The organism is Alteromonas sp. IB21 (assembly GCF_016405965.1).
GTDB lineage: Bacteria > Pseudomonadota > Gammaproteobacteria > Enterobacterales > Alteromonadaceae > Alteromonas.
In genome coordinates, this window is sequence record NZ_JAEFCD010000029.1 from 32,852 (window position 1) to 45,594 (window position 12,743).

The 12,743-nt window shown below is 44.4% G+C and carries 11 protein-coding genes; 9 read left to right on the top strand and 2 right to left on the bottom strand.

What is annotated here, in order from left to right:
- The first annotated feature begins 19 nt into the window (after positions 1-19).
- Both JC525_RS16775 and JC525_RS16780 read left to right on the top strand, forming a co-directional pair.
- A complete protein-coding gene (locus tag JC525_RS16775; RefSeq protein WP_198816852.1) occupies positions 20-1,126 on the top strand; it encodes an NADH:flavin oxidoreductase/NADH oxidase in 1,107 nt (368 codons plus the stop codon).
- Between the two features lie 158 nt (positions 1,127-1,284).
- On the top strand, positions 1,285-3,171 hold the full coding sequence (locus JC525_RS16780; protein ID WP_198816853.1) for a putative bifunctional diguanylate cyclase/phosphodiesterase: 1,887 nt from the start codon (positions 1,285-1,287) through the stop codon (positions 3,169-3,171).
- A gap of 108 nt (positions 3,172-3,279) precedes the next feature.
- Here JC525_RS16780 and JC525_RS16785 read toward each other — a convergent pair whose 3' ends face one another.
- Positions 3,280-3,951 (bottom strand): nitroreductase, encoded by a 672-nt coding sequence (locus JC525_RS16785; RefSeq protein WP_198816854.1) that lies wholly within the window; start codon positions 3,949-3,951, stop codon positions 3,280-3,282.
- 233 nt (positions 3,952-4,184) lie between these two features.
- On the opposite strand from JC525_RS16785, the gene JC525_RS16790 reads away from it, so the two are divergent.
- The 5 genes from JC525_RS16790 to JC525_RS16810 all read left to right on the top strand — a co-directional run bounded on the left by JC525_RS16790 (position 4,185) and on the right by JC525_RS16810 (position 10,937).
- Complete coding sequence (locus tag JC525_RS16790) at positions 4,185-5,687, top strand: catalase (RefSeq protein ID WP_198816855.1); 1,503 nt, start codon at positions 4,185-4,187, stop codon at positions 5,685-5,687.
- A 246-nt stretch (positions 5,688-5,933) separates the two neighbouring features.
- On the top strand, positions 5,934-7,460 hold the full coding sequence (locus JC525_RS16795) for a response regulator (RefSeq protein ID WP_198816856.1): 1,527 nt from the start codon (positions 5,934-5,936) through the stop codon (positions 7,458-7,460).
- Positions 7,460-8,812: a sensor histidine kinase gene (locus tag JC525_RS16800; RefSeq protein WP_198816857.1), complete on the top strand. Its 1,353-nt coding sequence runs from the start codon at positions 7,460-7,462 to the stop codon at positions 8,810-8,812. The genes JC525_RS16795 and JC525_RS16800 overlap by 1 nt, the downstream gene beginning before the upstream one ends.
- Before the next feature lie 543 nt (positions 8,813-9,355).
- On the top strand, positions 9,356-9,694 hold the full coding sequence (locus tag JC525_RS16805; RefSeq protein ID WP_198816858.1) for a helix-turn-helix transcriptional regulator: 339 nt from the start codon (positions 9,356-9,358) through the stop codon (positions 9,692-9,694).
- A complete protein-coding gene (locus JC525_RS16810; RefSeq protein WP_198816859.1) occupies positions 9,684-10,937 on the top strand; it encodes a type II toxin-antitoxin system HipA family toxin in 1,254 nt (417 codons plus the stop codon). The genes JC525_RS16805 and JC525_RS16810 overlap by 11 nt, the downstream gene beginning before the upstream one ends.
- Positions 10,938-10,949: 12 nt before the next feature.
- Here the strand turns inward: JC525_RS16810 and JC525_RS16815 are convergent, their stop codons facing one another.
- Positions 10,950-11,099, bottom strand: a complete 150-nt coding sequence (locus JC525_RS16815) for a hypothetical protein (protein WP_198816860.1) — start codon at positions 11,097-11,099, stop codon at positions 10,950-10,952.
- Positions 11,100-11,159: 60 nt separating this feature from the next.
- Between JC525_RS16815 and JC525_RS16820 the strand changes: the two genes are divergently transcribed.
- On the top strand, positions 11,160-11,690 hold the full coding sequence (locus JC525_RS16820) for a sensor histidine kinase (RefSeq protein WP_233095265.1): 531 nt from the start codon (positions 11,160-11,162) through the stop codon (positions 11,688-11,690).
- Positions 11,691-11,806: 116 nt separating this feature from the next.
- On the top strand, positions 11,807-12,661 hold the full coding sequence (locus JC525_RS16825) for an alpha/beta fold hydrolase (protein ID WP_198816861.1): 855 nt from the start codon (positions 11,807-11,809) through the stop codon (positions 12,659-12,661).
- Positions 12,662-12,743 lie beyond the last annotated feature (82 nt).

Genomic DNA, 12,743 nt, shown 5'->3' on the forward strand with positions numbered 1-12,743 from the left:
ATTACTGAAAGAGAAAAATATGACCGCTTTATTTGAACAATTTTCATTGAAAGACGTGACCCTTCGCAATCGTGTTGCAGTGCCCCCTATGTGTCAGTACTCCGCAGAAGACGGCTTTACTAATCAGTGGCATGAAGCTAACTACCAATCATTTGCACGAGGCGGTGCAGGACTTGTCATTGTTGAAGCCACTGCCGTTTCACCAGAAGGTCGAATTACGCCAAACTGCCTGGGTATTTGGAAAGACGAACACGTTAACGGCTTGAAAAACATTGCCGAACGTATAAAAAGCCAGGGCGCTGTAGCAGGTATTCAAATAGCTCATGCCGGTCGCAAAGCCAGTGCTAACCGCCCCTGGGAAGGCGATGATCATATCCAGCCTACCGAAGAAAAAGGTTGGCAACCTATTGGCCCGTCTGCCGAAGCATTTGGTGCACATTTACCTGTTACCCCAACGGAAATGTCTAAAGCCGATATCGAACGTGTAAAGAATGACTTTGTAAAAGGCGCAGAGCGAGCCCTTGAAGCTGGCTATGAATGGCTTGAACTTCACTTTGCTCACGGTTATCTAGCTCAAAGTTTTTTCTCGAAACACGCCAACAAGCGCACCGACGAATACGGTGGTGACGCCCAAGGCCGCGGCCGCTTCTTGTTAGAAACACTCAGTGCAGTGCGAGCAGTGTGGCCTGAAAACCTCCCGCTTACCATTCGCTTTGGCGTTATTGAGTATGATGGTAACGACGAAGAGACGCTTAATGAGTCTATTGAGCTTATAAAGCAGTTCAAAGAAATTGGCGCTGATTTTGTGAGCGTTAGCGTAGGTTTCAACACACCCTATGCGAACATCCCATGGGGGCCAGCTTTCTTAGCACCTATTGCTAAACGCGTTCGTGATGAAGCAGGAATTCCCGTAGCTACCGCTTGGGGTGTAGATACACCGGAACTTGCAAACGACACGGTTAAAAATGAACAGCTCGATGTAGTAATGATAGGCAGAATGCACCTTACAAACCCACATTGGACCTACTTTGCAGCAAAACAGCTTGGCGTTGAGAAACCGTCTTGGGTAATGCCTGCGCCTTACGCACACTGGTTAGAGCGCTACGCGCCGTCTGACGAGAGATAGCACTTAATTCAGGCAGTAAAACAGAACGTTTTACTGTCTTTCTTTAACTCCATGCATTCTTCAATGATACCCACTGCGTAATACATAGACTTATATACACTTGCTTTTTATAAGGGTAAGTTTAAAGTTGACATTCACTTACTTCAAAAATTTAGCGAATGAAGGCTGGCAAAATATTTTCCCCATCTGCAGACACTGATGACCTGATAACAATTAGAAGGCATCGCGTTGCTCAAATAAGTACAGTGACATGCTTTGGTCTGTTTATCTCATTATTCGCCGCTAGAGATACCACCTTCGATATAATGCTCGTAGCGTTAGCAGCAATGTTCACTGCCGCAATACTTGCGTACAAACATTTTGTTGTCGCCAGCAGTTACCTGCTTTTAGTCGCACTGTCATCTATGCTGTTTGCCCTATCAGCCACAGGTGCAGGCACTTTCGATATCGCTATGCTTGGCTATCCAGCCATTATTATTTTTGCGGCTCTACTCGGTGGCATTGGGCTCTTTGGCACGGTGTTATCTCTCGTATTAGTTCAATGTATTATCCTTACATGGCTCGTTATGAAAGGCGTCATTACGCCCAACACGCCTAGATTAACGTGGTCTCATTTAACTTTTATTATGATCATTTTTGTGATCACTGGATTCTGTGTATTTATACTCGTGCAGGATATTCGTCGGCTTATGACATCACTGCAACTTGAATACACAAAGGTTAAGAAAAATAGAGAGCATATCCAGTATTTAGCCCATCATGACCCACTTACAAACTTACCCAATAGGCTCTTGGGAGAACGCTTATTTAACGAAAAACTAGCGCAAAGCGAAGCTAATGGATTGCAATTGGCGCTAGCTTTTATTGACTTAGATAATTTCAAACCTGTAAATGATGCGCTAGGTCACTCCGCTGGAGACCGTTTCTTACAGCATATTTCGCAATTAATAAATGAGAAGCTTTCTGCGGATGAATGTCTTATTCGATTCGGTGGTGACGAGTTTATTGTGCTCGCCGCGAATATTACTGACCGCAAGCACATAGAGACCTTGTGTGAGCGTTTAATTGAGTGGTGCTCTTCTGAGTTTGAAATATTTCAAACCAACATCGTGGTTTCAGCGTCGATTGGCGTAGCAATGGCTCCTCAAGACGGAACAACGTTCAAACAGCTGTGTAGAAAAGCAGACGTCGCTATGTACGAAGCAAAGCGAAATGGTAGAAACCGCTTTGAGTTTTACAATATAAAGTTTGACGAAGAAAGCGACGAGAAGTTTTCGTTGATTCAGCGGCTACGACCTGCTGTGCTAGCTAACCAATTTGAGGTGTATTATCAACCTCTTATTGATTTGAAGACTGGCAGGATATGTTCGCTTGAGGCATTAGTGCGCTGGCCACAAGAGGATGGCTCATTGGTGTTCCCTGATAAATTTATTCCATTGGCGGAAAGTAGCGGGCTAATTAACCCATTAGGTGAATGGGTATTAAATCAAGCGTGCTTTTTCTGCACCAAACTGCATCGAAATGGCCACAGTGAATTGTCAGTTGCCGTGAATTTATCATTTGCACAATTTAAAGATGGCACCCTTCCCAACATTGTAAAGCGGGCACTAGAATTAAAGCAGCTCAACCCAAAGTTTTTAGAACTTGAACTCACTGAGTCAATTCTTGCTGATGAAAACGGAAATATTCCCGAGCAGCTTGAAAAAATAAAAGCGCTAGGTGTCCAATTCGCCATTGATGATTTTGGCACAGGTTACTCCAATTTAAATTACCTTCGAAGTTTCAATGCGCACAAACTTAAGATTGACCGTATTTTTATAAACACATTGGGCCTCGAAGAAAACGATGTTCCCCTGGTCTCAGCAATCATTAACATCGCTGAAAGTTTAGGAATGGTCACTGTCGCAGAGGGCATTGAACATGAGGCCGCGCTTCGAAAGTTAACGGAGATGGGATGTGACATTGGACAAGGTTTCTATTGGAGTAAACCTGTTCCCGAAAAACAGATTGAAACGCTTCTCGCAACGCAATCTGCCGCTTCGTAGGCTATTTATCGCACCTCGTTAGACACTGATTTTTAATCACTGCGCTCTTAGTGCTTAAAATTACATGTTACCCCTAATAAAAACCACCTAATTGGGCAACCTCACGAACTAAAAACCGTGATATGTAACAAACTCTTCGTTATCAGCTCTGGTTGAGCGTACCTCGTTAGCGGGAAAATTAGGATCTGGATAGCCTAAAGCGATACAAATCATGATGGCTTCATCATCAGGGATGTTAGCGTATTTATGTACTACGTCTGACTGCATAATGCCCTGCCCATTTATGACGCAGCCGAGCCCTAAATCCCATGCAGCTAGAACAATACCGTAGGCCAAAGAACCTAAACCAAACTGGGTTATCCCGGCTGGCTCTAGAGATTTATCATAGGTTAAAACCAGAGATACGGGCGCATCAAACTGACGAAAACCGCGCATCATCCAATCCATCCGCTTTTCTTTGTCTTCACGGGATATACCCATTACGTCGAACAATTGTATGGCAACATCAATCTGGCGTTGACGGTGGCTCCCCTCATAATCTTCTTTGTAGGGAAAGTCTCGAACGTGGGGCTTACCTTCTAATGTGTTTTTAGTATTGCCCTCGCGAATCTTGTCTAACACACTTCCTGTTACTGCGTGTATTTTCCATGTTTGCGTATTGTATGAAGAAGGCGCCCACTTGGCCGCATTAATTATTTTATCTACCGTTTCTTTGGTAACCGGTTGCTTTGTAAACCCGCGGACGCTTTTTCTTGATGCTGCAAACTCTGCAAAATTCATGAACTTCCCTAACGTATTGAATAGCTGTCGAAATGTAAAAATATAGTAAACAGGAGTAGTGCTAGCTTCAATCGACTTATTAACAAATTAGGATTGTTTGTTTTTATAGATATATATAGAAGTATGTAAACTCTTTCAGTCAGCAACCCGTAGCTACTACAAGTCATGAGTCAGACACGCATGGTGTTTATGGAAGTTTGGCTTTGCAAAAAAGCAATCAAAGGAGTTTACCAATGACTAAAAAACCGCAGTTAACCACCTCTGCTGGTGCCCCTGTAGTAAGTAATGAAACCACAAAAACCGCGGGAGAGCGCGGCCCTGCACTCTTGCAAGATTACCAGCTCATTGAAAAGTTAGCCCACCAAAATCGTGAACGGATTCCTGAGCGAGTTGTTCATGCTAAAGGCTGGGGAGCGCAAGGCACATTTACCGTTACGCACGACATTACCGGTTATACCTGTGCGGACATGTTTTCTGAAATAGGTAAACAAACCGAAGTACTCAGCCGTTGGTCTACGGTAGCGGGAGAATCAGGTGCTGCCGATACCGAACGGGATGTGCGAGGATTTAGCCTTAAATTCTATACTCAGCAAGGAAACTGGGACATGGTGGGCAACAACACCCCCGTTTTCTTTATTCGGGACGGCTATAAGTTCCCAGACTTCATTCGTACGCAAAAGCGCCATCCGAAAACCAATCTTCGATCTCCGGAAGCTATGTTCGACTTTTGGGCCGGACAACCAGAAAGTGTTCACCAGGTGACTATTTTAATGTCAGATCGCGGTATTCCCGTTTCCCCTATGCATATGAATGGCTACGGAAGTCATACGTTTAGCATGTGGAACAAAGACGGCAAACGTCACTGGGTGAAATTTCACTTCAAAACGCAGCAAGGTATTAAAAACTACACCAATGAAACTTCTGAAAAGATCATAGGTAGTACCCGCGAGAAATATCAGGAAGAGTTATACAACGCCATTGAGGAAGGTAAATTCCCAAAATGGAAGATGTATATTCAGGCTATGCCTGAAGAGGAAGCCGGTAAGCAAAGCTATAATCCTTTTGATTTAACTAAAGTATGGCCTCACGACGAATATCCTCTGATAGAGGTGGGCGAGTTGGAAATGAACAAGAACCCGGACAACTATTTTCAAATGGTTGAAAATGCCGCGTTCAGCCCATCGAACGTAGTGCCGGGTATAGGCTTCAGCCCAGACAAAATGCTTCAAGCTCGTGTTTTTGCCTATGCCGATGCACACAGATATCGCCTAGGCACGCACTACGAAGCGCTTCCGGCTAATGCGCCCAAAAATAGTAAAGTGAATCACTATCATAAAGATGGTGCTATGCGCTTTTTTACCAACGACTTTGGCAATCCTGATGCATACTATGAACCCAATCAATATGATGGGCCAGTTGCAGACTTTTCGGTAAAAGAGCCTCCGCTTCGCATAGACGGAGATGCCGACCGATATCATCAGGATGAATGTGACGTTGATTACGTGCAGCCTCGTAAGCTCTATGAAATGTTCTCAGACGACCAAAAAGAACGTCTGTATAAGAACTACGCTGCCGCAATGGGCCCATGCTCTGATAGTGTAAAAGAGCGTTGGTATACGGTATTGGAGAAGGTTCATCCCGATTATGCTGCGGGCGTGAGGAATGCGGTAGAAAGTTTGGATACGGATGTCAACACCGTGCCTATTACCGAAAATACGCCTATTGAAGACAGTTAATTAGTTAAACTACTGATTAAGTTAATACTCCCTTGTCGCTTTGCATTTAAGCGACAAGGGCATAAACCCTATAACCCCTTTACTCTATTATCCTGTTTCCCTTATTACTTGCTATAAATTGTGGCAAACCTATTTACTGTAAACACTCAAACGCATTGAACTTTAGAACAATTTAATTTTGCTTTAATTGCGACAATAGAAATTGTGAAGTACTTTTAAACCATATCTAGTCTTGTTTTAAAACCTATGTCGCTATTTAAAAAATCAATAACTGAGTCTGCTCCTGTTCGTAAAGCGCCCTGGAAGATTGCCATTATAGACGATGAAGAAGGCGTTCACGACGTCACAAAACTTACGCTGCGAAAATTTAATTTCGAAGATCGTGGCGTTGAGTTTTTGTCTGCATACAGTGGTGAACAAGGCCTTGCATTATTTGAAGCTCACCCGGATATTGCGCTGGCGTTTGTAGATGTAGTGATGGAAACCGACGACGCAGGCTTAAAGCTTGTTGACGCCATAAGAAACGATTTAGATAACCACACATCACGCCTTATATTACGAACAGGGCAACCCGGCCAAGCACCTGAAGAAGAAGTTATACGAAGATACGACATTAACGACTACAAAGCTAAGACGGAACTGTCTTCATTAAAGCTAAAGTCTTGCGTGTATACCGCAATACGGTCTTATCGCGACATTCAAACCATTGAAAAGGGTAAGCGCGGTATGGAGGATGTGCTTCGATCGTCCTCATCCGTGCTGGCAAGTCAGTCGTTGTCTCAGTTTGGCAGCGCTGTATTAAAGCAAACGCTCACGCTTTTAAATCTAGATAACTCAGTGCTTTATTTGTCGACACAACACACCGATCTTTATGGCGACACCACGATGACGGTTTTAGGCGCAAGTGGCGATCTGGTTGGGTTATGCGAACCCGGTATTTCTAAGAAAATTCCAGAGTCTATCGAGGAAAAAGTCAAAGAGGTACTTGCAAACAAAACCCATTATCAATCTGAAGACCTCTTCATCGGCTATTACCCTACCGGAGAGAGCACACACAATATTTTATACGTTAAACTCAACAGTCCACTCGATGCCCTACAGCGTAAAACCCTCGAAATGTTTGCTTCTAACGTTGCGATAATTTTTCAAAACCTCACGCAAAAAGAGGACATTCAACAAACGCAAAAAGAGCTGATTATGGTGCTGAGCGATGCAATTGAAATGCGTAGCAAAGAAACCGGTGGCCACGTAAAGCGCGTTATTCTCATGACAGAGTTCTTGTCAGAAAAACTGCACTTAAGTAAAGAATTTATTGAAACCATTCGCTATGCTGCAGCTCTTCATGACGTGGGTAAAATAAGTATTCCAGAGACCATTTTACATAAGCCAGGTAAGCTTGACCCAGATGAGTGGGAAATAATGAAAACCCATGCGCAACGAGGCTACGACCTTCTGGCGGGCTCTGACCGTATCGTCGCAAAAATGGGAGCAATCATAGCCAAAACACACCACGAACGCTGGGATGGGAAGGGTTATCCTGATGGTCTGTCAAAAGACAACATTCCTCTTGAAGGTCGCATAATGGCGATTGTAGATGTGGTTGATGCCCTTTTATCTAAGCGTTGTTACAAGCCAGCTTGGAGTGAAGAAGAGGTAAAAGCTTATTTGCGTGAAAATGCAGGTAAGCAATTCGACCCGCTTATCACGCACATCATGTTAGAACATTTTGACAAAATCCAAGAAATTCGTGCATTAGAACCGGATGAAGAGTAATGAAAGAGTCGTTAGAGCTTATATTGCTGCGTGTTAGTCGAAGCGCTGATATTGATAAGGGAGACCTAGGGCCTGCCTTAAGGCTCATCATCAATTCTGTCTGTGAAGGCCTGCACATCACCCGCGCTGGCATCTGGCTCTACGATGCTGAACAAACCCTCGTTGAGTGTGCGTTGCTGATTGATAAAAGCAATAATCTTGAGCACGAAAGCTTGGTCTTGACGCGAAAAGACTTTCCCCACTATTTCGAGGCGCTAGACAGCGAAAGAACTATTGCAGCGCACGACGCAATTACAGACGTTGCAACTTTTGAATTTGCCGATGTGTATTTGAAGCCGCTGGGCATTTCCTCGATGTTAGATGTGCCAATTCGCCATCGCGGCAAAATGATTGGCATAATTTGTTGTGAGCATCAAGGTGAGCCGCGCACATGGGAAGATGACGAAATCGTATTTGCTGCGACGCTCGCTGACCTTTACGGACGGGCAGTAAGTGCGAATGAGCGCGCTCTATATGAAGCGAAGCTTATACAAGCTAACCAGACGCTAGAACAAAACGTCAAAGACCGCACGGCAGCATTAGAAGCTGCGCAAGAAAAACTGATTGAATCCGAAAAAATGGCGGCATTGGGCAATTTAGTGGCAGGTATTGCTCATGAGGTTAATACGCCGCTGGGAATAGCATTAACGTCTGTTAGCAACTGTAAAGAAGAGCTTAAAGCGATATTTCGCGATTTTGAACAGGGTGAACTGACAGAACAGGGCTTTAAAGACTTTGAGGAAGTCTGTTCTGAAGGCCTTACACTTGCCGAAAATAGCCTTATGCGCGCAGCAAATTTGGTGCAAGATTTCAAACGAACCTCAGCCGACCAAACCTCGTTAGAAATTGAAGAAATAGCGCTAGACGAGTACATTCCGCGCGTATGCAACCCGCTGAAACCTATGCTTCGCAAAGAGCAAGTGGAACTTTCAATTGATGTTACGCCCAATTTGGTTATTACCACCTGCCCTGGGGTTATCGCACAAATACTAACGAACCTGATTTCAAATGCACAACGTCACGCCTTTGGACCGTCAGTAAATAACGGTGGCAACAAAGTCGCCGTATCTTGCAGTAAAAAAGACAACCATATTGTTATAAGCGTAAGGGACAACGGCAAAGGTATTGCCGAAGAGTTTCACCGAAAAGTATTTGAACCTTTCTATACTACCGCCAGAGATAAGGGCGGCACAGGACTGGGCCTCCATATTTTATATAATCTAGTTCGGCAAAAGTTTAATGGTGATATTAGCCTTTTATCAACGCCTGGAGACGGTACTACAGTAACCGTGCGTATACCTTCTGACAGCTAAGCTTTTGTTGATACTACTGCCTGTATATTCACCTTTTTTTGGTTAGATTTCGGTTTTACTGATAGTCGGTGTTGATTGACGAGTGTCGCCTTTACGACAGACTTCTGGCTGTTAGCACGTCAATCTAAGCGCAATTAATAATATGGGCAAGTAGAAATCCAGCTTCATCAGTGGCGCGAAAGGTATGCTTTTGGTTCATCGGTATGGGTCGTTGCGATTTACTATACTGCTGTGATCTCACATCTGGGACTTATTCGCATCTTCCTTAGATTTCCCTTGTTGTCATAACCAAATAGCTCACCTCCCCCAGTCAATACGTTAACGATTGCTAGCTTGTGATTACTGGTAACGTATTGGTAGCTTCTGCCTGTATTCGTTGAATAATTTGCTCTCTTAAGAAAACCGCCTATTGAGTTACATATAGAGCATAAAGAACACATATGCTTTATATATAGCACAAAGAAAACATCATGGAGTTTGACTAATATATTTAAATGCACTACATAGAACATTAATCGGTTAAATGTTTCATATGTGACGCAAATGCCAAAATCCACAGTCAGAAGTTACTCCAGTTACACCGAAGAAGCGCTAACATTATTGGCAAAGCTCATTCGTGCCTCAAGACTCGAGAAAAAGATGAGTGCGCAAGAGGTTGCAGACCGCGCAGGTATTTCCAGAGGGATGCTTTCCCGCATAGAAAAGGCAGATCCTAAATGCGAAATAGGAGCAACTTTTGAGGTAGCCAGAATCGTCGGTGTAACATTGTTTGAGGCAGAGCCTAGCCGACTTACCATGCAGGTCAGGCAAATTGAAGAAAAGCTGTCACTGCTGCCTAAAAGTGCCCGAAAAACGAAGAAGGAAGTGATAGATGACTTCTAAACAGGATTATAAAGAAGCATTCGTCTGGATTTGGTTGCCCGAAGAAACCCAGCCTGTCGTGGCAGGTCGTCTCGCTCCTGATGGTGATAACTTGATCTTCAACTACGGTAAAAGTTACTTAGAGAGAGTGAAGGATGCAGTGCCTATCTATGAACCTGAACTCCCCCTGCGTCCCGGTGCACTTCCGTTATTAGACGGGCTCAGTGTGCCCGGCTGTATCCGTGACAGTGCGCCAGATGCATGGGGCAGACGCGTTATTATCAACCGACGCCTCGGGTATAACGGTGATGATATCGATACGGCCCAGCTAGATGAACTGACCTATCTTATGGAGTCGGGGTCTGACCGCATTGGTGCATTAGATTTTCAGCTCTCTCCTACCGAATACGTGCCGCGCTCTGCGAAGAATGTCACCATAGAGGAATTATTAGAATCGGCAGAACGCGTTGAAAAAGGCATACCGCTAACACCCGAGCTAGATCAAGCCCTATTTCATGGAAGTTCGATTGGTGGCGCACGCCCTAAAGCCCTGATTGAAGAGGACGGAACAAAATACATCGCAAAATTTTCTGCCAGTAATGATATCTACAGTGTCGTTAAGGCTGAATACATCGCCATGCGATTAGCCAAACTGGCTGGACTTGATGTGGCGCCGGTCAAACTAACCAAGGCCGCGAATAAAAATGTACTGCTGGTAGAAAGGTTTGATCGTGTAGCTTCAGAGCAAGGCTGGGAAAGAAAATCTATTGTGTCAGCACTTACCCTGTTTGCACTGGATGACATGATGGCGCGGTATGCCAGCTATGAGACACTAGCAGAAATTATTCGACACAGATTTACTAAACCGAAAGAGACACTTCGGGAACTATTTAGCCGCCTGACCTTTAATGTTCTTTGCGGCAATACAGACGATCATGCTCGCAACCATGCAGCGTTTTGGAATGGCCATACACTAGCGTTAACACCGGCCTATGATATATGCCCTCAGGGGCGTACCGGAAACGAAGCGTCTCAGGCCATGCTGATTGCAGGTAGCAATAAAATGAGCCAACTCGCGACTTGCCTTCAAGCCGCGCACAACTTTCTGCTATCGCAGGAAGAAGCCAAGGCTATTTTTGAACATCAAATTCAGATAATTAAAGCGAACTTTGATGCCGTCTGTGCCGAAGCTGAACTGACTGAAATCGATAAGCGGTTGTTTTGGCAGCGGCAGTTTTTAAACCCTTACTCGATAACACAATAGCACCCGGCGGCGCTATTTCCCGTTAAGCGCGGCGGGGTGGGTGCGCTGATAGGTCTCTACCAGCTGTTTATTAGTGACATGAGTGTAGACTTGCGTGGTTGAGATATCAGCATGCCCTAACTGTTCCTGAATAATGAAGGTTAGACAGTCACTCTCTGACATTGCCGTCTATTCCTTAGTGTGAAGCTTAGACAGTCACTCTCTGACACCGAAAACAGCATTATGCGCGCAGCAAATTTGGTGCAGGATTTCAAACGAACCTCTGCCGACCAAACCTCGTTAGAAATTGAAAAGATAGCGCTGGACGAGTACATTCCGCGCGTATGCAGCCCGCTTAAGCCTATGCTTCGCAAAGAGCAAGTGGAACTTTCAATTGATACAACACCCAATTTTGTGATTACCACCTGTCCTGGGGTTAACGCACAAATATTAACGAACCTGATTTCAAATGCACAACGTCACGCCTTTGGACCGTCAGTAAATAACAGTGGCAACAAAATCGCCGTGTCTTGCAGTAAACAAGACAACCATATTGTTATAAGCGTAAGGGACAACGGCAAAGGTATTGCCGAAGAGTTTCACCGAAAAGTATTTGAACCTTTCTATACTACCGCCAGAGATAAGGGCGGCACGGGACTGGGCCTCCATATTTTATATAATCTAGTTAGGCAAAAGTTTAATGGTGATATTGGCCTTTTATCAACGCCTGGAGACGGTACTACAGTAACCGTATGTATCCCCGCTGAGGACTGAGCTTTCACCGACACTCTCAAATATTTCGGTTGATTCTAGAACTGTCGTCTTTGCGACAGTTTTTTATCCACCAGCAGGCCAAGCTGGGCATATTTAAGGAATATGAGTGAGTAAAGATGCAGCTTAATCAGTGGCGTGAAAGCGGTCAGTTTTTAGATATTAATCATCAGCGCGTTTTCTATCAAACTGAGGGTAAGGGCCCAGTGCTTTTGCTCATTCACGGCTACCCCACCGCCAGCTTCGACTATATAAAGTTATGGCCAACACTCACAAAGACGTTTCGTTGTGTAACACTCGATATGCTGGGGTTTGGTTTTAGCTCTAAAGGACCTAAAAAATACCTCATAAAAGAACAAGCCGCTGTCATAAGTGCTTTAATGGAGCATTTAAAAATTCCCCATGCCCACGTTCTATCCCACGATTACGGTGATACCGTAGCGCAAGAGCTTTTGGCGCAACACCTGGGAAAAAGCCTTTCGTTTAGCATTGATTCACTGCACCTACTTAACGGCGGCCTATTTCCTGAAACACATCGCGCCTTACCTATCCAAAAACTACTGCTATCCCCTATTGGTGGCCTACTCATTCGCTTTTTAAACAAAAACGCAATTAGAAAAAGCATGCACAATATTTTTGGCCAAAACACACCACCTTCAGATAGAGGCATCGATGACTTTTGGGCGCTTATTACTGAAAACAATGGGCACAAATATATGCATTTGCTCTTAGACTATATGAAACAGAGGAAGCAGTACCGAGATCGTTGGGTAGGTGCCTTACAAAATGCCAACGTTCCTGTGCGACTCACCGCCGGCATGGCAGATCCAATTTCGGGTGCACACATGGTGGCACGATACAGAGCGCTTATTCCGAATGCTGACGTAGTTGAGCTTGCTGATATTGGGCATTATCCGCAGATCGAAAGTGCTGAGATGGTGTTGGAATCGGTTTTTGAATTTATTGGAAATTGAATGCTTGGGTGTCGCTTCGAAGAGAGAAGTTGGTCGGTGTGAGAGGATTTGAAAATAGTCTGATCACGTTACATAGCAATAT

Coding starts and splice junctions, on each gene's coding strand:
- JC525_RS16775 (WP_198816852.1), top strand. CDS start 20: ATGACCGCTTTATTTGAACAATTTTCATTGAAAGACGTGACCCTTCGC.
- JC525_RS16780 (WP_198816853.1), top strand. CDS start 1,285: ATGAAGGCTGGCAAAATATTTTCCCCATCTGCAGACACTGATGACCTG.
- JC525_RS16785 (WP_198816854.1), bottom strand. CDS start 3,951: ATGAATTTTGCAGAGTTTGCAGCATCAAGAAAAAGCGTCCGCGGGTTT.
- JC525_RS16790 (WP_198816855.1), top strand. CDS start 4,185: ATGACTAAAAAACCGCAGTTAACCACCTCTGCTGGTGCCCCTGTAGTA.
- JC525_RS16795 (WP_198816856.1), top strand. CDS start 5,934: ATGTCGCTATTTAAAAAATCAATAACTGAGTCTGCTCCTGTTCGTAAA.
- JC525_RS16800 (WP_198816857.1), top strand. CDS start 7,460: ATGAAAGAGTCGTTAGAGCTTATATTGCTGCGTGTTAGTCGAAGCGCT.
- JC525_RS16805 (WP_198816858.1), top strand. CDS start 9,356: ATGCCAAAATCCACAGTCAGAAGTTACTCCAGTTACACCGAAGAAGCG.
- JC525_RS16810 (WP_198816859.1), top strand. CDS start 9,684: ATGACTTCTAAACAGGATTATAAAGAAGCATTCGTCTGGATTTGGTTG.
- JC525_RS16815 (WP_198816860.1), bottom strand. CDS start 11,099: ATGTCAGAGAGTGACTGTCTAACCTTCATTATTCAGGAACAGTTAGGG.
- JC525_RS16820 (WP_233095265.1), top strand. CDS start 11,160: ATGCGCGCAGCAAATTTGGTGCAGGATTTCAAACGAACCTCTGCCGAC.
- JC525_RS16825 (WP_198816861.1), top strand. CDS start 11,807: ATGCAGCTTAATCAGTGGCGTGAAAGCGGTCAGTTTTTAGATATTAAT.